We start from the raw sequence: 25,529 nt of genomic DNA, 5'->3' as shown, positions 1-25,529 counted from the left end.
GGCAGAGCCGGAACCGCACGGAGAACGCGATGTATCCCTGGTTTCGCATGATCCTCGTGATCGCAAAGGCGCGGCGGCAGCCGGCGCTTGACCCGTTCGGCACCCATATCGCCAGCCATCTCTGCCTGCCCTGGGATATCGACCCCTGGAGGGAGCTGAACAATGGCCGCACGCTGACGCTTTACGATCTCGGCCGCCTGCCATTGGGGGAACGCACCGGGCTGCATCGGGTGGCAAAGGAAAAACGCTGGGGCATGGCGGTTGCCGGCGCTTCGGTCCGCTATCGCCGGCGGGTGCGGGCGTTTCAGCGCTTTGAGATGCGGTCTCGCATGGTGGGCTGGGACAGCCGTTTCGTCTATCTTGAGCAAAGCATGTGGCGGCAGGGCGAATGCACCTCGCATGTGCTGATCCGCTCGGCGATCACCCGGGGTGCGCGCGGCATCGTGGCGCCATCCGAAATGGCGGTGGCGCTTGGGCTGGCGCCGGAAAGCCCGCCGCTGCCCGCCTGGGTCAGCGCCTGGTCCGATGCCGATGCCGGCCGGCCCTGGCCGCCGATGCAGTCTGATCCGGCCTGACTGCCTGGACCTGACCGCCCGCATCTGACCGCCCTGACCCGACTGCCTGAACCGTAGCGCTTGCGCCCGGCACCGTTTCGCGATTCACTGATAATCGAAACAGAGGGTGTGCAATGGTCAGTGCGAAGAAACGGATCTGGGGCTGGTATTTCTTTGACTGGGCCAGCCAGCCCTACAGCACATTGCTGATGACCTTCATCTTCGTCCCCTATTTCGCCGAGGTCGCGCGCGGCTATTACATGGGCACGGGCCTTGATGAAGAGGCCGCAAAAGCCGCCGCAACCAGCTTCTGGGGCTGGGGTATCGCCGCGACATCGGTGATCATCGCCGTGCTTGCCCCGATCCTTGGCGCCATCGCGGATTCCACCGGCAGGCGGCTGATCTGGGTCTGGATCTTCTCGGCCTTTTATGTGGTCGGGGCCTGGGCCTTGTGGTGGGTGGCTCCGGGCGGAGAGGCCGCCATCCTGTGGTGGGCGGTCGTGTTCTTCGGCCTTGGCTTCGTGGGCATGGAATTCGCCACCATCTTCACCAATTCGCTGATGCCATCGCTGTCGGATCACGAGGATCTTGGCGCGATTTCCGGCTATGGTTTCGCCTTTGGCTATCTGGGCGGCCTGATTGCGCTGTTGCTGATGCTGGGCCTGTTTATCACCGCACCGCAATCCAATGGCGGAGAGATGGCCGGCATGATGGGCGAGACCGGCCAGCCGCTGGTCGAGGATGACACGCTTGCCGGCCCCGAAACTGATGCAGCAGAAACCCGTGATGCGGGACCCCGCACCTATCTCGGCATCCCGCCGATCCTGGGCGATGACAGCGAAACGATGATCGGCACCCGCATCGTCGGCCCCTTTGTCGCGATCTGGTTCATCGTCTTTATGATCCCCTTCTTCCTTTGGGTCAAAGAGCCGAAGACCGTCAGCCGGCCGCTGCAGCTGGGCCGTGCGCTCGGGGAATTGCGCGCGCTGCTGGCCTCGCTCAGGTTTCGCAAAAGCCTCAGCGCCTATCTCGGGTCCTCGCTGCTTTATCGCGACGCGCTGAACGCGCTTTATGCCTTTGGCGGCATCTATGCATCGAATGTGCTGGGCTGGAGCGTCGGGCAGATCGGCATTTTCGGCATCGTTGGCGCTCTCGCGGCGGTGATCTGCGCCTGGATCGGCGGGCGGGCAGACCGCGCCCTCGGCCCGAAACCGGTGATCGCCTTTGCCATCGTCGTGCTGACGCTTGTTTGCGTGGTCCTACTGGGTCTGACGCGCGAACAGGTCTGGGGCATCGCATTGGACTCGGCCTCCAGCGAATCCGACCGCATCTTTATGATCTGCGGCGCGCTGATCGGCGGCGCCGGCGGCGTGGTCCAGGCCGCCTCGCGGACCATGATGCTGCGCCACACCACACCCGAGCGCGCCTCCGAGGCCTTTGGTCTCTTCGCGCTTTCGGGCAAGGTGGCAAGCTTCATCGCCCCTTCGGCCATCGCGCTGGTTGCCGCGATCTCGGGGTCGGACCGGATTGGTATCGGCCTGCCGCTGATCGTGCTTTTCCTCCTGGGGCTGGTGATGCTGGCCTTCGTCAATCCCAAAGGTGAACAGCCATGATCAACCTGCGTGCCCCGCTTTTTCTGGCAGCCTTTTGCGTGGCGCTGAGCGCGCCGCTGCCCGCCGCCGCGCAGCAGCTTGCCAAGGATCTGTTCGGCGCCTGGAAGACACCCTCGAAACAGGATCCGATGCCGATAGGCTCCTATGCCAAAGGCTGCGCGGCCGGGCTGCTGAAAATGCCTGAAAACGGCCCGACCTGGCAGTCGATGCGGCTGTCGAGAAACCGCAACTGGGGGCAGCCGGTGATGGTCGAGTTCCTGATGGACCTCTCTTATAGCGCCAGCCAGATCGGCTGGGGCAAGGGGCTTTACATCGGCGATATCAGCCAGCCGAGGGGCGGGCCGATGATCACCGGCCATGCCAGCCATCAGATCGGGCTGGATGTGGATCTCTGGTGGCTGGCGCCGAAGCGGCTGGATCTGTCGGTGGCGGAACGGGAAAGCCTCTCGTCGATCCCGATGCGCTCGGCCGATCAGAAATCGGTGACCGGCGCCTGGGGGCCGACGGCGCGGAACCTGCTGAAGACGGCGGCCTCTGACCCGCGGGTGGACCGGATTTTCGTCGCCGCCGCGATCAAGCTGGAGATCTGCAAGGCCGCGAAGAAGTCGGACACCGCCTGGCTGCAAAAGCTGCGCCCGGTGGCGGGGCATGACACGCATTTCCATGTACGGCTGAAATGTCCGGCCGGCGCCGGTGCCTGCGAGACCCAGACACCGACCGTCGCGGAGCTGTCGAAAGGCGGCAATGGCTGCGATGAGACGCTGGACTGGTGGGTGACCGATTACCTCAACCCACCCAAGAAGCAGCCGGGCAAAAAGGATCCCGACGAAGAGGATCCGCCTAAGAAAAAGCACCCGCGCCAGTTCACCATGGCCGACCTGCCGCGCCAGTGTCAGGGCGTTCTGGACGCCAATTGAAGCAAAAGACCGTCCCGAAGCCGCAAGCGGCTCCGGGAGTGCCTCCGGCGGGGGTATTTAAGGACAGATGAAAAGCGCGCCTTCTTTTATCTGTTTCTGAATATCCCCGGGGCTTCGCAGGAGACGGGGGGCCGCGCGCGCATGGCGCACAACGAATTGTATCGCAGTAAGGCGGCAGAGCGCGAGACCGGGCTGTCAGGGATGTGTCGTTTATCTCGCCTGGAGATATCAGAGCCGTTGCGGCGCAAAAAGTGACTTCGATCTGTAAAGCAAGTGATTGCTTTATATCCCGGTTGAGAAGGCTTCACCCTCACCGGCAGCAAAGAGCGCAATCCTTCTGACAGAGCTGGCGGTCATGCGGGTGCCGGAACCGGTTCGCCCTTTCCGCCTCGCAAAGACCTTGCGGAAAGGGTGCAACCTGTTCGGGCCGACGAAGCAGAAGGCATCATCAGCGGCTTTGGGATAGTCAATACGCTGGCTCACAGAGGTCAATTCGCTTCCCGTGACCCCGACCGTCTTGCGGCTCTGTTCGCGCCGGGGGGGGGGCCGTGCAGAAACCGTTGACGACGAAAGGGCCACGAGGTGCCGGAGCCAGGGTTTGATCGCGCTTACTGGCGGGGGTTGCTCAGCGCGAGTGCGACTGGCTTTGACCTCTCCCCCGGCAGTTCGGTACTTCTGCCCAGGGCTAAGGGGCTACATAAGTAGGGGTTTCTCGTAGCGTGAGCTGAGGAGATTCGAATGAGAAAGAGCCGTTTCACGGAACCGCAGATCATGGCTGTGCTTCGTCAGCCCGAGAGCGGTGTGGCCGTACCCGTGGTCGATCAACCGTTTGGTCATCACGTCCCCTGCGATGGATTTTGCGGTGAAGGGCTCAGGTGTTGGCAGTTCCCTTCGACGGCAAATATGTCACCCGCACCACCGACGACATGCTGCCAGGTTTGATCTACACCTCGGACGGCAAGACCTTCGCGGCCGAGATCGCGGACCCGCATACAGATCGCCCGATCCGCCCCGAGATCACCACGGTTCTGGATATCGTGACGCGCAAGATCGTCGGCATCTCGCTGGCCCGCTCTGAAAACCAGCACCCGGTCGCGGAGGCCCTGCGCAATTCCTGCATCTCGCATGGGATCTGCACCATCTTCTACACCGACCGGGGGGCCGGGCTATCGCAATGATGCGATGGACGCCGGTGTCAGCGGTCTGATGGGCCGCCCCGGCATCACGAAGATGCATGCCGCGCCCTATGGACGCAGGCCAAGGGCCGGATCGAGCGCCCGAATGCCACGGTCTGGGATCGCCCGGCTGAGCGCTTCCCGACCTATATCGGCGCGAAGATGGACAAAGAGGTCGGGCAGAAGATCCACAAGATCACCCACCGCGAGCTGAAGGAATTCGGCAAGTCCCGCCATCTCCCCAGCTGGGAAGAGTTTGTCGCCGCTGCCTGAGCGATGATCTAGGCATACAACAACGAGCCCCATCGCGGCCTGCCGAAATTCGAGGATCCAGAGACCGGCAAAAACGCCACATGTTCCCGAATGAAGCCTGGGCTGTCCGGATCAGCTCTGGCCCGGTCAATAGGAACCCCGCGCTGGTTCGCAAAGTGACCAATGGCTTTCGCGACCGGCTCTGGACGTCGATGCGGTTGGCCGCGAGGTGCCGAGCGGGGACGCATCCGCGGTTCGGCCATCGCCGCCTGCATGTGATCTTTCGCCGGGACGGCCATGGCTGAACCGCAAGCGGACCCGGCGGTTCTGCCGGAAGGACGGCTTTTCGCGGCCCTCGCAACCAGCCATCCGGGAATGGTGGCGCGAAACCCAGGGCAGGATCGCCGGAAACGGTATTGATACCGGATGATGCCGCTGGTCTGGCCGCCGGCCACTTCCGTCATTGCGACCCAAATGGTGGCTCAGCGGTATAAGCAGTTACACATAGTTTGCACCCGGGACCCGGGCATGGGCGCGGTTGACGCCCCGACGCGACAGGCGTAATGAGCGCCGTCTCCCCGCGCAGGCGGGGGCCAAGTCTCCGCTACCTTGTCAAAACGGAAAATACATCCATGACCCGCCTTCTGCCCGGCATCATTGCCATGGCCGCCATTGTGCTGGCCTCGAATATCCTGGTTCAGTTTCCCTTCGGGGCCTGGCTGACCTGGGGCGCTTTCACCTATCCTTTCGCCTTCCTGGTCGGTGACCTTGTCAACCGCATCCAGGGCCCGCGCGCCGCGCGGATCGTCGTATTGGCGGGGTTTCTGACCGGCCTTGTCTGTTCGCTGATCGGCACGCAGATCATGGGCGAATTCGGCCCGCTCGTGACGCTGCGCGTCGCCATCGGCTCGGGCCTCGCCTATCTTGTCGCACAGATGAGCGATGTCTCGATCTTTACCGCTTTGCGCAACCGGCCCTGGTGGCAGGCGCCGCTGATCTCGACGCTGATCTCTTCGACCATCGACACGGTGATCTTCTTTTCGGTGGCCTTCGCCGCCCTTTTCACCTTCCTGGAACCCGCCGTTGATGTGTCCTGGGCCGCCCAGCCAACCCCCCTTCTGGGTTTTGGGCCGGCAGCACCTTTCTGGATCTCGCTCGCCATTGGTGACTGGTGCGTAAAAATTGCGCTGGCCCTGATCGCACTGGTGCCTTTCCGCATCATAATCGGCAAAGTGACCGCAAGATTTGCGTAAATTTACTTGATCGATACCAAATCTGTGCCAGCATCACCCTATCGGAAACATTTCGAAAGGAGGTGATCCAGTGTCTAGAGTGATATTGGAGAGAGGTGTCAAGACAGTCAGGAGGGGTGTTTTCTGAGGGCAGCCCCTCAGTAAGACGAACGACTGATTGGGCCTTCAATTCCTAACTGGCCCATCTCCTTGGAACTCGGAAGGGGTCGCCGACAAGGCGGCCCTTTCTCTTCTTTGCCCCCCCTTTGCGCCATGCTGCATGTCACCGATTCCATCGCCATCGCCGATTGGGAGCTTTCCGAAAGCTTCATGCGCGCCTCGGGGCCGGGGGGGCAGAATGTCAACAAGGTCTCGACCGCGGTTGAGCTGCGATTCGAGGCCGAACGCTCACCGAATCTGAGCGCGCCGGTAAAGACGCGGCTGAAACGCCTTGCGGGGCGGAAATGGACGCTGGAAGGTGCGCTGATCATCCAGGTCGACGAGACCCGCAGCCAGGCCCGCAACCGCGAGATCGCCCGCGAACGGCTGGTCGAGCTGATCCGCCAGGCGCTGGTCACCCCCAAACGCCGCATCGCCACCAAGGCGACCTGGGGCAGCCAGCAACGCCGGCTCGCGTCAAAATCCGCGCGCGGCGAGGTCAAGGCGATGCGGGGCCGGATCGGTGACGAGGAGTGAGCGGATGGCGTCACGGCCAAATGGTCTCCTTGCCGATGCGGCTGTCTGCATTGGTAGATTTTTGGGCGTCCATGGGTGATGTGGGCGCGGTGCCTTTGGCTGCGGGGATTTCTGTCTGACGCTCGGGGGGCTTCATCGGGCGGGAGGGGTCCATGACCGGGGCGGGCACTGCCCCGCTGCGCCGGCCCAGGATCAAGCCATGTGCATCCGGGGTATGGGGAAGAAGGCCCGGCAGTTACGCATCCGTGTCATCCGGGGCTTCGCCTCTTTCCCGGAGCCTCCCGATACGGCCAGGCCGGAGGAGCCCCGGGCCTGGCCGCCCCATATGGCCGATGCGGGTATCACGCCCCGGCCTCCGACACCCTGCGGCGCTGCGGTTCTTTTCAGAATGACCTGCGGGCGCGAAGACATGCAGCGGTTCATGCCGTTTCGGTCCGGCCGCGCCTGGCGGCCCGTGGTTTTCAGCCTGGAGGCGGTTTCCGGCCTCCTGATGGCCGCGCCGGGGCCGGGGCTGACGGATCGGGCTGCGCCCGGCATCACCTCTGCTGCGGGACTGCGGGACTTCAGGACTGCGGGCGACCGGGGGCTGCACTCCCGGGATCGGCACCATCGACAGGGATCGGATGCCGATTCGTGTCGGGCAGGGCAAAGGGTCGGGCAGGGCAAGGGCCCGAAGGACCACAGGGTCATGCTGCCGCCCGGCCCGGCCCGGATCTGCTGTGCCTCTTCTGGCGCGAGGCGCGACACAAGGGCAGGCCGCGCCCCCGGCACGAGGGCAGGCCGCGCGCGCTGGCACGCCCGGGTCAATCCGATCCCCCACGACATCCGGGCCGTGCTTTCGCCGGGGTCATGGCTGTGACGGCGCGATGGTTCTGGCGGTGCGATGGTTCTGGCTGGGTCATGGCTCTGGCGGGGACAGAAGGCCGCCAGGTTGCACGCCCTGCGCCACAGGATCGCGGACGCATCTTCCGGAGCCGAACCCCGATATCCGCGTGATCCAGCGGCTGCCGGGGCATGGCCGGGACCCGGCACCACGGCCCGATACACCCCTGGTGCCACCAGGACGATCCGCAACACCGTCAGCGCTTTCGAAGCGCTCCCGACGCTGCAAGGCCAGAACGGGCCAGGACAGCCGCGATAGTCCCGGCGCGCGCGCTGCCCCGGCAGAGCCGGACCTGGCTGACAGCTTTCGCGCCCATGGCCCTGCCTCGCAGCAGGCCAATGCCGGCCATGTCAGCCTGACCCGGCGCGCGGTGATGCCGGCGCCAGCAGCCTGCCGGCCGAGGGCCTGGGTCAGGCATGTGGCTATCTGTGGCCCCGCTGTATCCACCAGAATGTGCATCTCTCGACGCCCCGATATGCCCGCATCCTGCAGCCTGGATCACATCAACAGGGCCCAGGCCGAGCGCTACAGGCCCCACCCGATGCGCTGATCGAAGGTTGCGCAGATCGGCAAGCCGACCGGCAACCTGCGGGCCGTTCCGCTTTTGCCTGGTCACACTAAGATCGACAGCACTGTCCGATATCCCGGCATCGGCTCTGAAGGCGTGCGGACGCTGTCCGGAGGGGCAGGCTTGCAGCAACATGCCGGGATCGGGTTCAGCCGACCGGCCCTTTTCAGCGGCTCAGCAGCCCGGAACGCTGAATTCCCTGTTTCAAAGCCGCCCTTCACGGCTGCCGCAGCAATGCGCCTGCGTCGCAGCGGCAGAACCGGTTCGCCGCAGGCGCCCGGAGCCAACCGGTCAGCGGCAGGAAATCTGCGTGCGCCCGGGCGGTGGCCTTCCACCGGAAAGAGTACCGCATCAGGCAGGATGATCGGCAAAAGATCATGCGGCTGTCCACCGCTGCGTTCATCCACCGCTTCCAGATCCATGTCCTGGCTTTCATTGAATCCGTCACTACGGCTTGCTCGCCGGCGCCACCCGCAAGGCCAATATGGCGAAGTTCCGCAACCTCCTCCAGGTCACAGACCCTGAGACCGCCCCACAGACCATCGCAGAGGCCCGCGCTCTCATCCCGCCCGGGCAAAAGCCGCAATCGCGCGCACCGGCACGGGAGCATCGCCACGGGGCGGGCCGCATGATGAAGCCCCGTCATCTCCGTCAACCCGCCCCCGTTCAGATTCCGAGATTCCGGCGTGCCGGCGCTTGTCCAGGGCGGCACGAGCACCTGTAAATGGCCAGGCTCCACTATGATGGAACCGCCCGCATATCACAATTCCCGGCCACAACCTCCCGGCCTGCACCACAATCGCACCTCCGGCCCTTACCAGTCCTTATGGCCGCCCCACCGTCAGCGCCCATTCCCCAAAGGCAACGCCAGGACCCCGCAGCGGCACCCCCGCGAGCGTTCCCAACGCCATCCCACGCCCAAGCCCCGCGCAACGGACAGTATTAAAAACGGCACCTCAGCGGAGGTGCAGGTTACCGAGCGTTTCGTCTTCCCTGCCCCTGCCGGGCCAGGCCAAGGCACAGTCCGACAGGAACGCCGCACGACCCGACATGCTGGTAAAGATTACTGCTGGTGCCATATGGAAGCTGTCAGTCGCAAAAATCGCGGGAAAGACCGGCGCTATAAAGAAGACTGACAGAACCATGTACCCCGCAAAAGAACCACGCCTGCCTGCCGCACTCCTTCGGGGAAGGAATGTACTCTGGTGTCTTCTGAGGAGAAGCTGATTTCGCTCCGGTTACGGACAATTTCCAGAGACACAAGAAGTGCCACCATGAGGGTCACACAAGATCGGAGCCGCATTCCAGCCCTGCATCCTGATCATTGTGAACGCGCATATGACCCAGATCGCAGATAATTTGATGGCCAGTCTGATACCAGCGGTGCCGCGCATCATAATCAAAAGCACAATCACCCCTGGCCACCCGGCTGTCACCCAACTCCACATGTTGCATTGGTGAAGGTCTGCGGTGCAGGATGCGCGCTCTGACCCGGAATTATGAGGTTCTGTGTTCCGACACTGACCCCGGCGGGCAGGGCCAGACTGAGGCGTTATGGGCCTCGGGGGCTTACACCCGCTCGCGCAACCACAGATAGAGCGGCAAGGACAGGGAAAGGCCGACGGTGCAGCTTGCGGGCAGCACCAGCCACCAATGCCGGATATTATTCTGCGCGGAGTCCCGCCAGGACCAGATCAGGAAAACGAGGATCGACAAAAGCACATCGACAGCGAAACCGGCCGCCGCCCCGTTTACGAACAGCGATTGCAGGAAGAGCGGGATATCGAGGCCGTTCAGAGCAAAGAACGAGCCGAAGAAAAACCAGGGCAGCAGCGTTCCGATGACCGCCATTGCCAGGTAGAAATGCCGGAATTGCACAGGTGTTTCCTCTTCGCGCCCCGTGTTGCGGCAGCGCCCGCCCAAGCCGGCGCTCTCAGGACTGGCCCTCTCAGACCAGCACCTCCTGCGCCTGCTGCTCGCCCACCGCGAAGACGCGCTTGTAGCGCTCGATCTCGGATGCCGGACCCATCGCCTTGTTCGGGTTGTCCGACAGCTTTACCGTCGGACGCCCATCGGCCGAGACCGCCTTGCACACCAGGCTGAACGGCGCCAGCGCGTCATTCGGGACGAAGCCCCGGAAATCATTGGTCAGATTGGTGCCCCAGCCGAAGGAGACCTTCACCCGCCGCTGGAATTGCGCATGCAGTTTTTCGATCATCGCCACATCCAGCCCGTCCGAAAAAATCACCAGCTTTTCGCGCGGATCCTCGCCGCGTTCCTTCCACCAGCGGATCGCCATCTCTGCCGCCGCCGCCGGATCGCCGCTGTCGATACGAATGCCGGTCCAGCCCGCCAGCCAGTCCGGCGCGCGTTTCAGGAAGCCTTCGGTCCCGAATGTATCGGGCAGGATCATCCGAAGATTGCCATCATGTTCATCATGCCAGTCGGCGAGAACCTGATAGGGCGCCTGGGCCAGTTCGGCATCGGTCTTTGCCAGTGCCGCATAAACCATGGGCAGCTCATGGGCGTTGGTGCCGATCGCCTCGATATCGCGCTTCATCGCGATCAGGCAGTTCGAGGTGCCTGTAAAGGCCTCTCCCAGCCCCTCTTGCAGTGCCTGCACACACCAGTCCTGCCAGAGATAGCTGTGCCGGCGGCGCGTGCCGAAATCGGCCATTTTCAGCCCCGGGATCTGGCGCAGCCTTTCGACCTTTTCCCAAAGCCGGGTCATGGCGCGGGCATAAAGCACCTGAAGCTCGAATTTGTGCATGTCCTTCAGCACGGCCCGCGAGCGCAGCTCCATGATCACCGCCAGCGCCGGGATCTCCCACAGCATGACCTCGGGCCATTTGCCCTCGAAAGTCAGCTCATACTGGCCGTCCCGCTTTTCCAGATAGTAAGGCGGCAGTTTCAGCCCCTCGAACCATTCCATGAAATCGGGGCGGAACATCTGGCGCTTGCCGTAAAAAGTATTGCCCCTGAGCCAGGTGCTTTCGCCGCGCCGCAAAGACAGCGAGCGCACATGATCCAGCTGTTCTCGCAATTCGCCTTCGTCGATCAGATCGGCCAGCCGCACCGATTTCGTGCGGTTGATCAGCGAGAAGGTCACATTGGTATCCGGCCGGTTGCGGAAAATCGACTGACACATCAACAGCTTGTAAAAATCGGTATCCAGCAGAGACCGGACGATCGGGTCGATCTTCCAGTTATGGTTGTGAACGCGGGTTGCGATATCGACCATTCAGGCCTCCTGCGGGGCGGATAGAGCGGTTAAAGCAACCGGGCGGCGAAGTGTCCAGTATTCCTGTCAGGAAATCCGGATGCAAAGCATCTCAGGGCATATTGACCATGACGACGCCGGCATCCTCCATCTGCGCCATGGCCTCTTCAAGCGAGCCGTCAAGGTCGATGGCGCGGGACAGATGCTCGCGCAACTCGACCCGGAAGCCCAGGCGCACCGCATCCAGCGCCGAATAAGCGACGCAGTAATCGGTGGCGAGGCCCACAATTACCAGCGTGGTGATGCCACGCGCGTGCAGCCAGGCCTCCAGCCCGGTCGCGGTCTCGCGGTCATTTTCGAAAAATGCCGAATAGCTGTCGATGCCGGGGCGAAAGCCCTTCCTCAGGATCAGCTGCGCCGGGTCGGTGTTGAGCCCGGGGTGAAACGCCGCCCCCGCGCTTCCGATCACGCAATGGCGCGGCCAGAGGACTTGCGCGCCGTAAGGCATCTCGGTCACCGAGAAAGGCGCTGCGCCGGGGTGGTTGTCGGCGAAAGAGCTGTGATCCGCCGGATGCCAGTCCTGGGTCAGCACGATACAGGAAAACTCCGCCATCAGCGCATTGATGCCGGGGACGATCTCATCGCCGCCCGCAACCGCCAGCGCGCCGCCCGGGCAGAAATCATTCTGCACATCAATCACGATCAGGGCCGTATCGGTCTCGCGCATCCTGTTCCCCTCCGCTTTCGCCCCACCCTCTCGCGGGCCTGCGGCTGCGTCAACCAATCCGCTTGATTTCAGACCCGCGCGGGTCCATTTCGCGCCCATGATCATCATCGCCGCGCTGTATCACTTCACCCGCTTTCCCGATCCGGCCGCTTTGCGCGCCCCCCTGATGGCGCTGTGCCTTGACAAGGGGGTGAAAGGGTCGCTCTTGCTGGCGGATGAAGGCGTGAACGGCACTATTGCAGGCCCGCGCGAGGGTATTGACGCGGTGCTGGCCCATCTGCGCGCCCTGCCCGGCTGCGCCGATCTGGACTGGAAAGAGGCCGAAGCAGCAGAGATGCCTTTCGGCCGCATGAAGGTGAAGCTGAAGCGCGAGATCGTCACCATGGGCATCGAAGGTGTCGATCCGCGTGCCTCGGTCGGGCATTACGTCACGCCCGCCGAATGGAACGCGCTGATCTCGGCCCCGGATGTGGCGGTGATCGACACCCGCAACGATTACGAAGTGGGGATCGGCACCTTCAAAGGCGCGGTCGATCCCGGCACCAAAAGCTTTCGCGACTTCCCCGCCTGGTGGGAAGCCAATCGCGAGCGCTTTCACAACAAGCGCATCGCGATGTTCTGCACCGGCGGCATCCGCTGCGAGAAATCGACCAATTACCTGATCTCCCAGGGGATCGAGGATGTCTTCCATCTGAAAGGCGGCATCCTGAAATATCTGGAAGAGACGTCGGAAGAGGCCTCACTCTGGCAGGGCGAATGCTATGTCTTCGACGGTCGCGTCTCTGTCGGGCACGGCCTGGTTCCGGGTGATTATCACAGCTGCGGCGCCTGCCGCCGTCCTGTCTCTTCCGATGACCGCCTGCACCCGGATTACGAAGAGGGTGTCTGCTGCCCGGCCTGCGTCGGGGAATACCCGGCGGAGGATCGCGCCCGCTTCCGCGAAAGAGAAAAGCAGATGCGGCTTTCACAGGCTCGCGGAGAAAAGCATCTGGGCGCGAATTCCGGCTGAGGATGCACTGGTTGCCGGCGCAGGAGCGGGGGTTTCACACCCCCGCACCCCCGTGGGATATTTAAGGACAGATGAAAATAGCCCGAGGGTGCCTTTCATCTGTCCTTAAATATCCTCGGGGGGTCCGGGGGGCGAAGCGCCCCCGGCATCTGCCAGAGGCGCCCCGCAGATCCCCCAGGCGCTCAGTACACCACGACGGCCCTGATCGACTTTCCCTCATGCATCAGGTCAAAGCCGTGATTGATCTCTTCCAGCTTCAGCTGATGGGTGATCATCGGGTCGATCTCGATCTTGCCGTCCATGTACCAGTCGACGAATTTCGGAACGTCCCGCCGCCCCTTCGCGCCCCCGAACGCCGTCCCCTTCCAGACCCGCCCCGTCACCAGCTGGAACGGCCGCGTCGAGATCTCGGCCCCGGCGGGCGCCACGCCGATGATCACGGAAACGCCCCAGCCGCGATGCGAACATTCCAGCGCGTCGCGCATCACTTTGACATTGCCGGTCGCGTCAAACGAGTAATCGACGCCGCCGATCTGATCCGCGCCGCGTTTGGTGAGGTTCACGATCTCCTGCACCACGCTGCCCTCGATCTTCGAGGGGTTGACGAAATGGGTCATGCCGAATTTCTTCGCCATCTCGGCCTTGTCGTCATTCAGATCGACGCCGATGATCATATCTGCACCCGCCATCCTGAGGCCCTGGATCACGTTCAGACCGATACCGCCAAGGCCGAACACCGCCGCCGTCGCGCCGATCTCGACCCCCGCCGTATTGATCACCGCCCCGATCCCGGTCGTAACCCCGCAGCCGATATAGCAGATCTTGTCGAACGGCGCGTCATCGCGGACCTTGGCCAGCGCAATCTCCGGCATCACCGTATGGTTCGCGAAAGTCGAGCAGCCCATGTAATGATAGACCGGCGTGCCATCCAAAAGCGAGAACCGCGTCGTCCCATCGGGCATCAGCCCCTGGCCCTGCGTGTTGCGGATCGCGGTGCAGAGATTGGTCTTGCCCGAGAGACAAGACGGGCATTCGCGGCATTCCGGCGTGTAAAGCGGGATCACATGATCGCCCGGTTTCAGCGTCGTGACATCCTCGCCGACCTCGATCACCACCCCGGCGCCCTCATGGCCCAGAATACAGGGGAAGATCCCCTCCGGATCCGCGCCCGAGCGGGTGAATTCATCGGTATGGCACAGGCCCGTCGCCTTTATCTCGACCAGAACCTCGCCCCGCTTCGGGCCTTCAAGGTTCACTTCCATGATTTCCAGCGGTTTGCCTGCGGCAAGAGCTACGGCGGCACGGGTACGCATGGCTTATGTTTCTCCCTTAACAATCGCGCGTAACCTGGGCCAGACTGGCGCGGAAAGCAACGCAGGAAGAGATATGTTTGCCCTTGTTTCCCGGTTTGCCGCCCTTGCCCTGATACTGGCGGCCTGTTCCCCGCCGGCGGTGGCTCCCCGACCGGTCGCTGTTCCCGCCTCCACCCGCCCGGCGCTGACCGAGCGCACCCCCGACACCTGCCGCCTGGCCGCGCTGAGCGCGCTGCAGGGCCAGCCCGCCGGCAATCTGCGCACCGTCCGCCTCGCGGGCGTCTCGCGCATCATTCCGCCCGGCGGCATCGTCGATCAGACGGATTACATCCCTCAGCGGATCAACGCGTATATTGATGATCAGGGGATCATAACCCGGCTGGAATGTGGTTAAATCCGTGAACAACCCCGGGAGGAAAACGATGCAAAGCCGCGCCTTTGGAACTGGACTGCTGATACTGGCGCTGGCCGGCCTTGCGGGCTGTGCGGGAGGTGGCAGCGGTGACGTTCCGGCGCCGCGCCAGGTGGCCGATCCGGCCCTTTGCGGTGCCGACCGTATGGCGCATCTGACCGGCGGACCGGCAACTGCGCTGCCCGGCGATGAGGTGAACGGGCCGCTGCGGCTGATCCGCCCCGGCGATATGGTCACCGAGGATTTCAACCCCGCGCGGCTGAACGTTACGCTGAACGCGCAGGATCACATCATCAGCCTGACCTGCGGGTAAACTGCCGGACACTCTGCCGATCATAAGGAAGACTGAAATGACCCTCTCCCGTCAAAATCCGCTGCCGCTTTACGCCGGTCTTGCGCTGAGCGCCGGCCTGCTGCTGAGCGCCTGCGTCCCCACGACCCCACCGGCGGATACCCGGCCGATTGTACCCGAACCGGCCAATGACACCTGCGCTGCCCGGGAATCGAGCCATGTGATCGGCAAGGACGCGGCCGCGCTTTCGGCGCTTGCCAATCGGCGAGACCCGATCCGCGTGCTCTCGCCGGGTCAGCCGATGACGATGGATTACCTGCAAACCCGCCTGAATGTGGAGCTGGATGCCGCCGGAAAGATCATCCGCCTGAGCTGCGGCTGAACCTGAACTGCGCAACCGAAACCAGAAAGCCGCGCCGGATCAGACCCGGCGCGGCTTTTCTTTCAGGGGGCAGGTGACAACGGGATTACTCGCGGTAAACCGAATGGCAGCCCTTGCAGCTGCCGCCGATCGCCCCCATCCCCACCTTGATCGTCTCGGCCGAGCCAGTGTCGAGCCCTGCGGCGGCCTGGGCGAAAGCGGCGGATTTCGTGGTGAAATCACCCCAGCTGGTCCAGATCGCAGGCAGGGCTTCGGACACATCATCCGGGGCGCCTTCGGTCGCGAAAACCGTGTCGATCTCACCTGCAGCCTTGATCAGCGCGGCCCTGGCGGCCTCGGCCGCAGCGGCGTCATAGCCGGATTTTCCGCCGGCCATATCACCGAGGATCTTTGAATTGCGACCGACCTCTTGCATCAGGGTGGCGCGGGCTATTGCCTCGGGCTGGGTCGGATCGGCGGCAAAAGCGGCGCCGGCAAGCATCATCGAGGTGATCAGGGCGGCGGTAACGGGTCTCATGGTCTGGCTCCGGTGCTGGACTTGGTTTGCTGGACATGGATAGGCGAAGTTAAGCATGTCGCCGGCGGCGGCGATAGCGGGCCATACGAGGGCGTCTTCACAGAAACGTGAGCAGATGCCGGGCCGGCACGCGCGGGTCGGGGAAGACAGAGCAGGGAACCCGTAGTCCGGGAACCTGGGGCGGGCGGCGGATGCCTCCGGCAGGCGTGGTATTGCCAGGATGAAAGCCACCCGGACCTCGGGATGACGCTGCGTTTCGGGTGACCCTGCGCGCGCGGCGCGGCAGTATCGCGCTGTCTGAGGGAGGCCAGCCATGACTGAATTTCGCCATCTCCTGGAGCCGCTGGAGCTTGCCGGGATCCGGCTCAGGAACCGCGCGCTGATGGGGTCGATGCATACCGGGCTGGAAGAGACCGGCGACCAGGCGCGGGTAGCGGCCTTTTACGCGGCGCGGGCGCGCGGCGGCGCCGGGCTGATCGTCACCGGCGGCATGGCGCCGAACCGCGAGGGCGGTGTGTTTCCCGGTGCCTCGGGCCTGTTCTCGGACAAGGATATCGCAAAGCACCGGCTGGTGACCGACGCTGTCCATGCCGAAGGCGGCCATATCGCGATGCAGATCCTGCATGCCGGTCGCTATGCTTACGGGCCGGATTGCGTGGCACCCTCGGCGGTGAAATCGCCGATATCGCCATTCCCGCCCCGCGCGCTGGATGAAGAGGGGATCGAAAAGCAGATCGCCGACATCGCCAGTGCCGCCGCCCGCGCCGTTGAAGCCGGTTATGACGGGGTCGAGGTGATGGGGTCCGAGGGCTATTTCCTCAACCAGTTTCTGGTGACCCATACCAATAAGCGCGAGGATCGCTGGGGCGGGGCTTATGAAAACCGCATGCGGCTGCCGCTGGAGGTGGTCACCCAGGTGCGCGCAGTACTTGGGCCCTCAAAGATCCTGATCTTCCGCATCTCGCTGATCGACCTGATCCCGGGCGGCTCGACCTGGGAAGAGGTGGCGGCGCTTGCCCGCGCGGTCGAGGCGGCCGGGGCCGATGTGCTGAATACCGGCATCGGCTGGCATGAGGCGCGGGTGCCGACCATTGCCACCTCGGTGCCCCGCGCGGGATTTGCCGATCTGACGGCGCAGCTCAGGCGCGAGGTCTCGCTGCCGGTGATCGCCTCGAACCGGATCAACCGGCCCGAGGTGGCGGAGGAGATCCTCGCCTCGGGCCAGGCGGATATGGTCTCGATGGCGCGGCCCTGGCTGGCCGATGCCGATTTCATCGCAAAGGCCGCCAGCGGCCAGGCGGCGCGGATCGCGCCCTGTATCGCCTGCAACCAGGCCTGTCTGGACCATACTTTTTCCGGCAGGCTGACCTCTTGCCTTGTCAATCCGCGCGCCTGCCATGAGACCGGGCTGGTCATCACCCCCGCAGCCCGCCCGAAACGGGTGGCGGTGGTCGGTGCCGGGCCGGCGGGGATGACGGCGGCGGTGACGCTGGCGGAACGCGGGCATCAGGTCACGCTTTGGGAGGCGGGCGAGGTCGGCGGCCAGCTGAACCTTGCGAAACAGGTGCCGGGGAAAGAGGAATTCCATGGGCTGATCGCCTGGTTTCGCACCATGCTGGACCATCCCGGCATCAGCTTGCGCGAAGGGGAGCGGGCCGAGGCTGCGGATCTCGCGGGCTTTGACGAGGTGATCCTGGCCATTGGCGTATTGCCGCGCGATCCCGGCATCCCTTCTGAGCCGGGCGCCCATGTGTTAAGCTATATCGACGTGCTGAAGGGCGCCGCCGTCGGGCCAAGGGTGGCGGTGATCGGCGCCGGCGGGATCGGGTTCGATGTGGCGGAATATCTGGTGGAGGCGGGCGAAAGCCCGGCCATGAACCGCGATCTGTGGCGGCACGAATGGGGCGTGGCCCCGGCCTGGGAGGCGCGTGGTGGACTGGTGCGGCCCGAACCCGCCCGCCCTGCGCGCGAGGTCTGGCTGTTGCAGCGCAAGCCCGGCAAGCCCGGCAAGACCCTTGGCAAGACCACGGGCTGGATCCATCGCGCGACGCTGGCCGCGAAAGGGGTGCAGATGATCGGCGGGGTCAGCTATCGGCAGATCCGGGCCGGGGGGCTGGAAATCGACCTCAGGCCGGAAGGGCCCGGAACCGCGACCGAACCGCAGCTGATCCCCGCCGATACGGTGGTCCTTTGCGCAGGTCAGGAGCCGGGCGGCAGGTCAGGGGGCGGGCTGTCCGCACAGCTTGAGGATCTGGGCATCGGCCACCACCTGATCGGCGGCGCGGATGTCGCATCAGAACTGGATGCTAAACGCGCCATTGACCAGGCCATGCGGCTGGCGGCGCAGCTTTAGGTCAAAGGTTGGGGGCGACCCGGACAGCCGCCCCCTGCTCCCCTTTGAGCCGCCCGCTTATTGCTGGGTGGGCAGCTGCACCAGGCCGTTATCGACCGCCGCCTGCAATTCCTCGGGCGAGACCGCCCCATTCGCATCGGTGTCGATTGCGGCAAAGCCTTCGGCCGTCAGATCCGGCCAGACCGATTGCAGCTCAGCCTGCGACCAGTCCCCGCTGGCGTCCAGGTCCTCGATCATCGGCAGCGCGGTCTGCGCGACGGCCGCGGCGGCGAAGAGGCCAAAGGGCATTGCGAAGAGAGCCATGCGTTTCATCGGGTGTTCCTTTCGGTTATCCGTTTCAGTCAGAGGGCAACCGGCATTTGCGGCGCCCGTCTCCAATCTGGGCAGGAAGGCGGCGGCGTAAAGGGGCGGACCGGACCGGCGGGGATCGCCCGCCGAAAGTGCCGGCCAAAGCGGGTTTTCCCCGCCAGGAGGCCGTATCGGGCCTTTTTCCGCCGACGCCCCGGGCGGCTTTGCGCGCGGCGCTGCCAGGCGCGGGGACGCGCGATTTGCGTTTCCGTGCCTTCAACGATCCCCGGTAATTCCCCGGATAGGACGCGCCTCTGCCCCGATCCCGCCCGAATTGGGGGTCAAAGAAGGGAAAGGCCCAGGATCTGGAACCTCTCTGCCAGGCTGTCTCTTCAGCCCCGCAGGACCGGACCCGCCGCCTTCGACTGCTGCCACCGTTTAATACCTGCCCTCAATTCTGCTGCCGAGGAACCCGATGGATCGACTGACCGAAATGGAAGCTTTTGCCACCGTTGTGGATCAGGGCGGATTCACAGATGCGGCCAAGAAGATGGGTATTTCGAAATCTGCCGTCTCGAAACATGTCTCATCGCTGGAGGCGCGGCTCGGCGCAAGGCTTCTGAACCGCACCACGCGCCGGGTCTCGCCGACCGAGATCGGCCTCGCCTATTACGACAGGGCGCGGCGGGTGCTGAATGATGCGGGAGAGGCCGATGCGCTGGTCACCTCGATGCAATCGGCGCCTTCGGGGCTGCTCCGGATCTCGGTCGCGACCGATTTCGGGGTGAACCTGCTCTCGCCGATCCTTGGCGATTTCCTGCTGGAATATCCCGATATCACCGTCAACATGGTGCTGAACAACCGCTATGTGGAACTGATCTCGGAAGGGTTCGATATGGCGATCCGGGTGGGCGAGCTGGAAGACAGCAGCCTTCGCGCCCGCAAGCTGACCGAGACCACCAAGCGCATGATCGCCTCGCCGGGTTATTTCCAGCGCTATGGCCGCCCGCTGAAGATCGACGATCTGAACGAACACAAACTCTTGCATTATTCCAACCAGGCCAATGGCAATGTGTGGAAAATCACCGCCCCCTCGGGCGAGCGCCGCCAGGTGCGCTCGAATGGCTGGCTGACGGTGAATGACGGTCAAAGCCTCTTGAATGCCGCGCTGGCGGGGCTGGGCATTGCCTATCTGCCCTCGTTCCTCTATGCCGATGCGATGCGTCAGGGCCAGGTCGAAGAGGCCATTCCGGGCCTGCCCACCGAGGTTCTGGGCATCTATGCCGTCTACCCGCCGGGCCGGTTCACCCAGCCGAAGGTCCGCGCCTTCATCGACTTCCTCGCCCGCCGCTTCATCGACAAGGGGCCCGACAGGTGGTGACCCGCCAGACGGCGATACGAGACTGAAATCCCTCGACTTTCCTGTTCACGCCTTGCGGGAAAGCCTAACTCAGGTCGAGGCCGGAATGGCCTCGACCCTTCTGTTTTTCTGGCGCCCCTCATCACTCGCATTGGTCGCGCGCGGCGCCAGCGGGCCGGCGCCTTCGGCGCTGATCCGGGCGGCAGAAATGCCGAAATCGGCGATCAGGGCGGCGCGCACCGCTTCGGCGCGGCGTTTCGACAAAGCGATATTGGCATCAAGCGAGCCGGACAGATCGGTATGCCCCACGAGGATCAGGCGCCGGGCCTCATCGGCCCGCAACCATTCGGCCACCAGCGCCAGCGAGGGATAATCGCGATGGCTGAGCGCGGCAGAGCCGGTCTCGAACACCAGATCATCCAGCGCGAAGGGCAGGCCCGCATCCAGCAAAGCCAGCGCATCGCCAGCAGCAAGCGGCTCTGACGGCAGGGTGACGGGCTTTGCCAGCGGAATCAGCGCAGTCGCCGGCGGGTCCTCTCCGGCCCCCGGCCTCTGGCCCGGCACCGGCGCCGGCAGCGCCTCTTGCCCGACGGTGATGATCTGCACAAAGCCCGCACTGGCCGAGCGGCTGATCATCAGCCCCACCGCCTCGCCGCCCCGCCGGGCCGAGAGAAAGCGGAATTCGTTCAGATCGACATGCATCCCGGGTTCCGGCAGCACCTCGGTCGCGAAACGGAAATCGAAGCCGCCGCAGCTGCGCGCCTCGCAATCCAGCACGATTTCATAGCCAAGCGCCTCCAGCTGATCGCGCAAAGGCGCCAGCACCTCCAGCAGCGAGGCTCCCCCGGTCTCAAGCTGCCAGGCACGGCGGTCGACCTGGCCCTCGAAACGCGCGACCGGCAGAGCATCATCCCGCCAGGGCGCGATGGGCAGATCATAGCTGTCATAGACCGAAGGCTGCGCAGTGGCACCGCTGACCGGAAAGGGGAAGACCGGCTGGAACGGGTCGGCCGCATACAAAGGCAGCGCCGGAACAAGCGCGCAGATCAGGGCGAGCAAAGGCAGGCGGAGCGTCACGGTAATCGGAAATCCTGTACGACCTGGAACGGGCAAAGGGCTTTGTGCCGGGCCGGACGCCTAGGGTTCAGGCCGTCCGGATCCGGTAATGGTATTTTCCCACAATCGACATGCCGGCGCGATCATAAAGCGCGCGGGCGGCGGTGTTCTGCTCTGTCACCGCGAGGCCGAGCGAATGCCCCCCCTCTTCGATCGCCCAGTTCGCGGCCGCCGCCAGCAAAGTGGCGCCGACGCCCTGGCGGCGCATCCCGGGCGCAACCTCGATCGCATGGATCATGGCATGACTGCCGGAAAGCGCCACGAAAGCCACCCCTGCCGGGCGGTCGCCATGGCGGGCCAGCAGTGCGGTCTTTGCGCTGGCCACCCGCTCCATCACGCGGATACGGGCCGGGCCGATACCGCCTTCGGCCCAGATCTCGCGGGCAGTCTCCAAAGGCGGCCAATGGGCGAAAGCAGCGAGGGGCGGTAAGTCGCGCGCCAGATCCGCGACCTGGCCGGCATAGATCACCACCGGGTCGATCACGCGATAGCCGCGCGCGGCAAGCGTGCTGTCCAGCGCCTCGTCGCCCTCGGAAAGGGTGAAGAGGGGTTCCGCCATCGCAGCCTCGGCTGCATCCAGAGCCGCCGCATCCCAGGGCGCAATCACCGAGGCTGCCGAGACCCTTTTCCCGCCCCCTGCCCCGTCTCGCAGCCGGAATGGCCCGAGGTCACTGCTTGTAAGCGGCGGCCAGGTGGCCTCCATCACCGCAGAAATCAGCTTCGCCGGCCAGCTCATCCGAACAACCCCACAAGACGCATCATTGCCTGATCCAGCCGCCCCGGATCGGTGCCGCGGATCACCAGATTGGTGCCGAAAGCGCCGTTTTGCTGGAACGGGTAAGAGCCCATGCTGAGATCGGGGAAGTCGGCGGCGAGGCGGCCGAATTCGCCGGCAATCTCGCCCTCGCCGCGCATGACGCGCAGGTTTTGCGACAAAAGCGGCGCGCCGCCGGTCAGGCGCGGGATTATCGAGGCCAGCATGGATTCAAAGATATTCGGCACTCCCGCCATCACATGGACATTTCCGAGGATGAAGCCCGGTGCCACCGAGATCGGGTTGTCGATCAGCGCCGCGCCATCGGGGATGCGGGCCATGCGCTGGCGCGCCTCGTTGAAGGGCAGGCTCTGGCGGTCGTAATGCGCCTTGAGAAGTGTCATCGCATCGGCGCGGTGGGAGATGGCCGCGCCCATTGCATCCGCAACCGCATCAGCGGTGATATCGTCATGGGTCGGCCCGATGCCGCCCGAGGTGAACACATAATCATGCGAGGCCGAGAGCGCCCGGACCGCCCCGACAATCGCCGCATGGTCATCGCCGACCACCCGCGCCTCGGTCAGGTCGATGCCGGTGCGGGTCAGTTCGCCCGCCAGATGCCAGAGATTGGAATCGCGGGTGCGGCCCGAGAGGATCTCGTCTCCGATCACCAGCATTGCGGCTTTGGGATTGGCCATAGGCGCCTCATCAGATGCGTTGCGCTATAGGTATAGCCGCGCGGTGGGGGTTTTCCACCCCCACACCCCCGGAGGATATTTAAGGACAGATGAAAAGCGGAAGCCGGCCCTGGCTCTGGTGTTTTGTTGCGTGGGCGCCTATTTAAGGCGGCAGAAAGCGAGGGGCGATGGATACGCGCGGACGGATCACGAAAGACGGTATTCGCATCTATGAAGAGGCGGATTTTGCGGGGATGCGCGCGGCGGGGCGGCAGGTTGCAGAGATCCTTGATCTGGTGGCACCGCTGGTGCAGCCCGGGGTGACCACGGCGCAGATCGACGATTTCATCCGCGAAGAGATCCGGCGGCGCGGGCTGATTTCGGCCACCATCGGCTATAAGGGCTATCAGCACGCCTCGTGTATTTCGATCAATCATGTCGTCTGCCACGGCATTCCCGGCCCGAAAGCGCTGCAGGATGGCGATATCACCAATGTCGATGTGACGGTGATCGCCGATGGCTGGTATGGCGATTCCAGCCGGATGTATGTGGCGGGGAAGCTGCCGCGAAAGGCCGAGCGGCTGATCGAGGTCACCCATGAAAGCCTGATGCGCGGCATTGCCGAGGTGAAGCCCGGCGCGACTTTTGGTGATATCGGCCGCGCGATCCAGACTTATGTAGAGGCTCAGCGCATGTCGGTGGTGCGCGATTTTTGCGGCCATGGGCTGGGGCTTGTCTTCCACGCGCCGCCCAATGTGCTGCATTACCACACCCGCAATGCCGACCGGCTGATCCTCGAAGAGGGGATGTTCTTCACCATCGAGCCGATGGTCAATCTCGGTCGCCCCGAGACCAAGACGCTGGCCGATGACTGGACTGCGGTGACGCGCGACAAATCGCTTTCGGCGCAATATGAGCATTCCATCGGGGTGACGGCGACCGGCTGCGAGATCTTTACGCTGTCTCCGGCGGGCAGGTTTTTCAGGACCTGGGAACAGACGGCAGAATAATGGCTGCGACGCGGGGCACCGATCAGCTGACCCGGGCGGGTGTGGCCTTCACGCTGCATCCCTATGACTATGATCCGGGGGCGGAAAAGATCGGCATCGCGGCGGCGGCCGCCTTGTCGCTTGACCCGCATCTGGCACTGAAATGCCTGATGGTCGAGGTGGATGGCAAACCGGCCTGCTGCGTGATCCCCTCGGATGCCAGCCTCTCGATGAAGAAGGTGGCGGCGGCTTTTGGCGGCAAACAGGCGGCGATGATGCCGCCGGCAAAGGCAGAGAAGCTGACCGGCTATCACACCGGCGGCATCTCTCCTTTCGGACAGCGCAGACCTGTGCCGACCGCGCTGGAGGCCAGTGTGGCGGGGGCGGAAAAGGTCTGGATCAATGCCGGGCAGCGGGGTCTTTTGCTGGGGATCGCGCCGGGGGATGCCCTGGCGGCAAGCGGCGGCAAGGCTGCGGCGCTGATCGCATAAGCCATGCATTTTCTGGATGATTTATGTGCTTTTTGCATATCAGGTCTTCGCATACTTTCGCATACAAAAGTTGCGTGACGGGCGCTTGCATCCTAGCAGGGATCGGCCAGCCGTAGTGTCAGAGGAGGACTGCCATGCATGAGGACCGCATCCGTCACGAGGCCCTGCGCGGGAAAGTGGTCTCTGCCGCAGAGGCCGCCAGCCTGATCCGGGACGGGATGGTGGTCGGCATGTCGGGCTTTACCCGTGCCGGTGAGGCGATGGCGGTGCCGCTGGCCCTGGCCGAGCGGGCGAAGACCGACCCGCTGAAGATCACCCTGATGACCGGCGCGAGCCTTGGCCATGACCTCGACAAGATCCTCGCCGAGGCAAAGGTGACGGCGCGACGGATGCCATTCCAGTCTGACCCCGGGCTCAGGCGCGCGATCAATGCCGGCGAGGTGATGTTCATCGACCAGCATCTGTCGGAAACGGTCGAGCAGCTCCGGCGCGGCCAGATCCCGGGCGTCGATGTAGCGGTGATCGAGGCGGTGGCGATCACCTCGGATGGCGGCATCATTCCGACGACGTCCATCGGCAATTCCGCCTCTTTTGCGATCCTGGCCGATAAGGTGATTGTCGAGATCAACCTTTCGCAGCCGCTGGCTTTCGAGGGGCTGCATGATGTCTTCATTCCGACCTATGCGCCGAACCGGATGCCCATTCCGGTGGTGACGGTCGACAGCCGGATCGGTACGCCCTGGATCGCAATTCCACCCGGGAAGATCGCGGCGATTGTGATCACCGAGAAGCAGGATTCGGCGGCGGCGATTTCGGCGCCTGACGCTGAGACCCGCGCGATTGCCGGCCATCTGATCCGGTTTTTCGAAGGTGAAATGGCGGCGGGGCGGCTGACGAAGCGGCTCGCGCCGTTGCAGGCCGGGATCGGCACGATTGCCAATGCGGTGCTGCATGGGCTGATCGACAGCCCGTTCGAGGATATGCGGATGTATTCCGAGGTGCTGCAGGACAGCACTTTCGATCTGATGGATGCCGGGAAGCTGAGTTTCGCCTCGGGCTCGTCGATCACACTTTCCGCAGACTGCAATGCGCGGGTGATGGCGCATTTCGAGCGCTATAAGTCAAAGCTGATCCTGCGCCCGCAGGAGATTTCCAACCATCCGGAAGTGGTGCGGCGGCTGGGGCTGATCGCGATCAATACGGCGCTGGAGTTCGATATTTACGGCAATGTCAATTCGACCCATGTGATGGGGACGAATATGATGAACGGCATTGGCGGCTCGGGTGATTTTGCGAGAAATTCGATGCTGTCGGTGTTTGTCACCAAGTCGATTGCGAAGAATGGCGCGATTTCATCCGTCGTCCCGATGGTCAGCCATGTCGATCACACCGAGCATGATGTGGATATTCTGGTGACGGAACAGGGGCTTGCGGATCTGCGCGGGCTGGCACCGCGTGAGCGCGCGGTCAGGATCATCGCCAGTTGCGCCCATCCCGACTGGCGGGCAAGCCTTGCGGATTATTATGAGCGGGCGCTGAGTTTTGGCGGCCATACGCCACACATTCTGGAAGAGGCTTTGTCCTGGCATGTCCGGCTGCGGAAAACCGGGCGGATGTAGGATTTCGCCCGCCGGAAGCGGGCGAAGCGCCTCCCGGCGGGGGGAGTATTTAGGTCAAGAGGAAGAGCGGGAGCCGGGCACAGGGCGTTGAACAGGGCGTCTGCGGCCCGGTTCCGTACC

Annotated in this window: 25 protein-coding genes and 1 pseudogene; 16 read left to right on the top strand and 10 right to left on the bottom strand. The window is 64.0% G+C overall.

Features of this window, described 5'->3' with window-relative positions; all coding sequences use genetic code 11:
- The first annotated feature begins 29 nt into the window (after nt 1–29).
- The 6 genes from DRF71_RS13825 (at nt 30) to arfB (ending at nt 6,439) form a co-directional block, all read left to right on the top strand.
- Nucleotides 30–575 carry an acyl-CoA thioesterase gene (locus tag DRF71_RS13825; protein WP_112311062.1) on the top strand — a complete coding sequence of 182 codons (546 nt, stop codon included), beginning with the start codon at nt 30–32 and terminating at the stop codon, nt 573–575.
- Between the two features lie 113 nt (nt 576–688).
- On the top strand, nt 689–2,167 hold the full coding sequence (locus DRF71_RS13820; RefSeq protein WP_112311061.1) for an MFS transporter: 1,479 nt from the start codon (nt 689–691) through the stop codon (nt 2,165–2,167).
- Complete coding sequence (gene mepA / locus DRF71_RS13815; protein WP_112311060.1) at nt 2,164–3,084, top strand: penicillin-insensitive murein endopeptidase; 921 nt, start codon at nt 2,164–2,166, stop codon at nt 3,082–3,084. Before DRF71_RS13820 ends, mepA begins: the two co-directional genes overlap by 4 nt.
- 875 nt (nt 3,085–3,959) lie before the next feature.
- On the top strand, nt 3,960–4,262 hold the full coding sequence (locus DRF71_RS13805) for a hypothetical protein (protein ID WP_232831502.1): 303 nt from the start codon (nt 3,960–3,962) through the stop codon (nt 4,260–4,262).
- Between the two features lie 881 nt (nt 4,263–5,143).
- Nucleotides 5,144–5,764 (top strand): queuosine precursor transporter, encoded by a 621-nt coding sequence (locus DRF71_RS13795; RefSeq protein WP_112311056.1) that lies wholly within the window; start codon nt 5,144–5,146, stop codon nt 5,762–5,764.
- A 252-nt stretch (nt 5,765–6,016) separates the two neighbouring features.
- Complete coding sequence (gene arfB, locus DRF71_RS13790) at nt 6,017–6,439, top strand: alternative ribosome rescue aminoacyl-tRNA hydrolase ArfB (protein ID WP_112311055.1); 423 nt, start codon at nt 6,017–6,019, stop codon at nt 6,437–6,439.
- Between the two features lie 1,495 nt (nt 6,440–7,934).
- Here the strand turns inward: arfB and DRF71_RS27450 are convergent.
- Complete coding sequence (locus tag DRF71_RS27450) at nt 7,935–8,312, bottom strand: hypothetical protein (RefSeq protein ID WP_157971083.1); 378 nt, start codon at nt 8,310–8,312, stop codon at nt 7,935–7,937.
- On the opposite strand from DRF71_RS27450, the pseudogene DRF71_RS29625 reads away from it, so the two are divergent.
- A pseudogene (locus DRF71_RS29625) lies at nt 8,196–8,614 on the top strand (transposase); the annotation flags it as partial. The gene DRF71_RS27450 and the pseudogene DRF71_RS29625 sit on opposite strands and share 117 nt — an antisense overlap.
- A gap of 845 nt (nt 8,615–9,459) precedes the next feature.
- Here DRF71_RS29625 and DRF71_RS13770 read toward each other — a convergent pair.
- The 3 genes from DRF71_RS13770 to pncA all read right to left on the bottom strand — a co-directional run bounded on the left by DRF71_RS13770 (nt 9,460) and on the right by pncA (nt 11,837).
- Nucleotides 9,460–9,768 (bottom strand): DUF2834 domain-containing protein, encoded by a 309-nt coding sequence (locus DRF71_RS13770; protein WP_232831501.1) that lies wholly within the window; start codon nt 9,766–9,768, stop codon nt 9,460–9,462.
- Nucleotides 9,769–9,838: 70 nt separating this feature from the next.
- Complete coding sequence (gene pncB / locus DRF71_RS13765; RefSeq protein WP_112311052.1) at nt 9,839–11,131, bottom strand: nicotinate phosphoribosyltransferase; 1,293 nt, start codon at nt 11,129–11,131, stop codon at nt 9,839–9,841.
- A gap of 91 nt (nt 11,132–11,222) precedes the next feature.
- On the bottom strand, nt 11,223–11,837 hold the full coding sequence (gene pncA, locus DRF71_RS13760) for a bifunctional nicotinamidase/pyrazinamidase (RefSeq protein ID WP_112311330.1): 615 nt from the start codon (nt 11,835–11,837) through the stop codon (nt 11,223–11,225).
- A 97-nt stretch (nt 11,838–11,934) separates the two neighbouring features.
- Between pncA and trhO the strand changes: the two genes are divergently transcribed.
- Nucleotides 11,935–12,846 carry an oxygen-dependent tRNA uridine(34) hydroxylase TrhO gene (trhO, locus tag DRF71_RS13755; RefSeq protein ID WP_112311051.1) on the top strand — a complete coding sequence of 304 codons (912 nt, stop codon included), beginning with the start codon at nt 11,935–11,937 and terminating at the stop codon, nt 12,844–12,846.
- 182 nt (nt 12,847–13,028) lie between these two features.
- Here the strand turns inward: trhO and DRF71_RS13750 are convergent, their stop codons facing one another.
- Entirely contained in the window at nt 13,029–14,159 is a 1,131-nt protein-coding gene (locus DRF71_RS13750) for an S-(hydroxymethyl)glutathione dehydrogenase/class III alcohol dehydrogenase (RefSeq protein ID WP_112311050.1), read from the bottom strand.
- Between the two features lie 73 nt (nt 14,160–14,232).
- Between DRF71_RS13750 and DRF71_RS13745 the strand changes: the two genes are divergently transcribed.
- The 3 genes from DRF71_RS13745 to DRF71_RS13735 are packed head-to-tail and all read left to right on the top strand — an operon-like array spanning nt 14,233 to nt 15,245.
- The gene (locus DRF71_RS13745; protein WP_157971082.1) at nt 14,233–14,553 is read left to right on the top strand and encodes an I78 family peptidase inhibitor; all 321 of its coding nucleotides are present in this window, start codon (nt 14,233–14,235) and stop codon (nt 14,551–14,553) included.
- 28 nt (nt 14,554–14,581) lie between these two features.
- On the top strand, nt 14,582–14,884 hold the full coding sequence (locus DRF71_RS13740; RefSeq protein WP_112311048.1) for an I78 family peptidase inhibitor: 303 nt from the start codon (nt 14,582–14,584) through the stop codon (nt 14,882–14,884).
- A 37-nt stretch (nt 14,885–14,921) separates the two neighbouring features.
- Nucleotides 14,922–15,245, top strand: coding sequence for an I78 family peptidase inhibitor (locus DRF71_RS13735; protein WP_112311047.1), 324 nt, complete (start codon nt 14,922–14,924; stop codon nt 15,243–15,245).
- 85 nt (nt 15,246–15,330) lie between these two features.
- On the opposite strand, the gene DRF71_RS27445 is transcribed toward DRF71_RS13735, so the two are convergent.
- Nucleotides 15,331–15,762, bottom strand: a complete 432-nt coding sequence (locus tag DRF71_RS27445; RefSeq protein ID WP_157971081.1) for a c-type cytochrome — start codon at nt 15,760–15,762, stop codon at nt 15,331–15,333.
- A gap of 313 nt (nt 15,763–16,075) precedes the next feature.
- Here DRF71_RS27445 and DRF71_RS13725 point away from each other — a divergent pair, with 313 nt between their 5' ends.
- Complete coding sequence (locus DRF71_RS13725; protein ID WP_112311045.1) at nt 16,076–18,115, top strand: FAD-dependent oxidoreductase; 2,040 nt, start codon at nt 16,076–16,078, stop codon at nt 18,113–18,115.
- 57 nt (nt 18,116–18,172) lie between these two features.
- On the opposite strand, the gene DRF71_RS13720 is transcribed toward DRF71_RS13725, so the two are convergent.
- On the bottom strand, nt 18,173–18,427 hold the full coding sequence (locus tag DRF71_RS13720) for a penta-EF hand family protein (protein ID WP_112311044.1): 255 nt from the start codon (nt 18,425–18,427) through the stop codon (nt 18,173–18,175).
- Between the two features lie 451 nt (nt 18,428–18,878).
- On the opposite strand from DRF71_RS13720, the gene DRF71_RS13715 reads away from it, so the two are divergent.
- Nucleotides 18,879–19,784 carry a LysR family transcriptional regulator gene (locus tag DRF71_RS13715; RefSeq protein WP_112311043.1) on the top strand — a complete coding sequence of 302 codons (906 nt, stop codon included), beginning with the start codon at nt 18,879–18,881 and terminating at the stop codon, nt 19,782–19,784.
- A 69-nt stretch (nt 19,785–19,853) separates the two neighbouring features.
- Here the strand turns inward: DRF71_RS13715 and DRF71_RS13710 are convergent, their stop codons facing one another.
- From DRF71_RS13710 to DRF71_RS13700, 3 genes are all read right to left on the bottom strand, one after another.
- Entirely contained in the window at nt 19,854–20,840 is a 987-nt protein-coding gene (locus DRF71_RS13710; protein ID WP_157971080.1) for an OmpA family protein, read from the bottom strand.
- 67 nt (nt 20,841–20,907) lie between these two features.
- Complete coding sequence (locus tag DRF71_RS13705; protein ID WP_112311041.1) at nt 20,908–21,615, bottom strand: GNAT family N-acetyltransferase; 708 nt, start codon at nt 21,613–21,615, stop codon at nt 20,908–20,910.
- Nucleotides 21,612–22,331, bottom strand: coding sequence for a competence/damage-inducible protein A (locus DRF71_RS13700; protein WP_112311040.1), 720 nt, complete (start codon nt 22,329–22,331; stop codon nt 21,612–21,614). Before DRF71_RS13700 ends, DRF71_RS13705 begins: the two co-directional genes overlap by 4 nt.
- Before the next feature lie 167 nt (nt 22,332–22,498).
- On the opposite strand from DRF71_RS13700, the gene map reads away from it, so the two are divergent.
- The 3 genes from map to DRF71_RS13685 all read left to right on the top strand — a co-directional run bounded on the left by map (nt 22,499) and on the right by DRF71_RS13685 (nt 25,409).
- A complete protein-coding gene (map, locus tag DRF71_RS13695) occupies nt 22,499–23,320 on the top strand; it encodes a type I methionyl aminopeptidase (protein WP_112311039.1) in 822 nt (273 codons plus the stop codon).
- Nucleotides 23,320–23,790 carry an aminoacyl-tRNA deacylase gene (locus tag DRF71_RS13690; protein ID WP_112311038.1) on the top strand — a complete coding sequence of 157 codons (471 nt, stop codon included), beginning with the start codon at nt 23,320–23,322 and terminating at the stop codon, nt 23,788–23,790. The genes map and DRF71_RS13690 overlap by 1 nt, the downstream gene beginning before the upstream one ends.
- 134 nt (nt 23,791–23,924) lie before the next feature.
- Nucleotides 23,925–25,409 carry an acetyl-CoA hydrolase/transferase family protein gene (locus DRF71_RS13685; protein WP_112311037.1) on the top strand — a complete coding sequence of 495 codons (1,485 nt, stop codon included), beginning with the start codon at nt 23,925–23,927 and terminating at the stop codon, nt 25,407–25,409.
- Nucleotides 25,410–25,529: the final 120 nt, after the last annotated feature.

Origin of the sequence: Pseudogemmobacter bohemicus, assembly GCF_003290025.1 — a bacterium.
Classification (GTDB): domain Bacteria; phylum Pseudomonadota; class Alphaproteobacteria; order Rhodobacterales; family Rhodobacteraceae; genus Pseudogemmobacter; species Pseudogemmobacter bohemicus.
The sequence above is the reverse complement of the archived record's forward strand: the minus strand, read 5'-3'. Positions and strand labels throughout refer to the sequence as shown.

Coding starts and splice junctions, on each gene's coding strand:
- DRF71_RS13820 (WP_112311061.1), top strand. CDS start 689: ATGGTCAGTGCGAAGAAACGGATCTGGGGCTGGTATTTCTTTGACTGG.
- trhO (WP_112311051.1), top strand. CDS start 11,935: ATGATCATCATCGCCGCGCTGTATCACTTCACCCGCTTTCCCGATCCG.
- DRF71_RS13685 (WP_112311037.1), top strand. CDS start 23,925: ATGCATGAGGACCGCATCCGTCACGAGGCCCTGCGCGGGAAAGTGGTC.
- DRF71_RS27445 (WP_157971081.1), bottom strand. CDS start 15,762: ATGAGACCCGTTACCGCCGCCCTGATCACCTCGATGATGCTTGCCGGC.
- pncB (WP_112311052.1), bottom strand. CDS start 11,131: ATGGTCGATATCGCAACCCGCGTTCACAACCATAACTGGAAGATCGAC.
- arfB (WP_112311055.1), top strand. CDS start 6,017: ATGCTGCATGTCACCGATTCCATCGCCATCGCCGATTGGGAGCTTTCC.
- DRF71_RS13825 (WP_112311062.1), top strand. CDS start 30: ATGTATCCCTGGTTTCGCATGATCCTCGTGATCGCAAAGGCGCGGCGG.
- DRF71_RS13745 (WP_157971082.1), top strand. CDS start 14,233: ATGTTTGCCCTTGTTTCCCGGTTTGCCGCCCTTGCCCTGATACTGGCG.
- DRF71_RS13715 (WP_112311043.1), top strand. CDS start 18,879: ATGGATCGACTGACCGAAATGGAAGCTTTTGCCACCGTTGTGGATCAG.
- DRF71_RS13795 (WP_112311056.1), top strand. CDS start 5,144: ATGACCCGCCTTCTGCCCGGCATCATTGCCATGGCCGCCATTGTGCTG.
- DRF71_RS13725 (WP_112311045.1), top strand. CDS start 16,076: ATGACTGAATTTCGCCATCTCCTGGAGCCGCTGGAGCTTGCCGGGATC.
- DRF71_RS13750 (WP_112311050.1), bottom strand. CDS start 14,159: ATGCGTACCCGTGCCGCCGTAGCTCTTGCCGCAGGCAAACCGCTGGAA.
- mepA (WP_112311060.1), top strand. CDS start 2,164: ATGATCAACCTGCGTGCCCCGCTTTTTCTGGCAGCCTTTTGCGTGGCG.
- DRF71_RS13740 (WP_112311048.1), top strand. CDS start 14,582: ATGCAAAGCCGCGCCTTTGGAACTGGACTGCTGATACTGGCGCTGGCC.
- DRF71_RS27450 (WP_157971083.1), bottom strand. CDS start 8,312: ATGGATCTGGAAGCGGTGGATGAACGCAGCGGTGGACAGCCGCATGAT.
- DRF71_RS13700 (WP_112311040.1), bottom strand. CDS start 22,331: ATGGCCAATCCCAAAGCCGCAATGCTGGTGATCGGAGACGAGATCCTC.
- DRF71_RS13720 (WP_112311044.1), bottom strand. CDS start 18,427: ATGAAACGCATGGCTCTCTTCGCAATGCCCTTTGGCCTCTTCGCCGCC.
- pncA (WP_112311330.1), bottom strand. CDS start 11,837: ATGCGCGAGACCGATACGGCCCTGATCGTGATTGATGTGCAGAATGAT.
- DRF71_RS13705 (WP_112311041.1), bottom strand. CDS start 21,615: ATGAGCTGGCCGGCGAAGCTGATTTCTGCGGTGATGGAGGCCACCTGG.
- DRF71_RS13735 (WP_112311047.1), top strand. CDS start 14,922: ATGACCCTCTCCCGTCAAAATCCGCTGCCGCTTTACGCCGGTCTTGCG.
- map (WP_112311039.1), top strand. CDS start 22,499: ATGGATACGCGCGGACGGATCACGAAAGACGGTATTCGCATCTATGAA.
- DRF71_RS13690 (WP_112311038.1), top strand. CDS start 23,320: ATGGCTGCGACGCGGGGCACCGATCAGCTGACCCGGGCGGGTGTGGCC.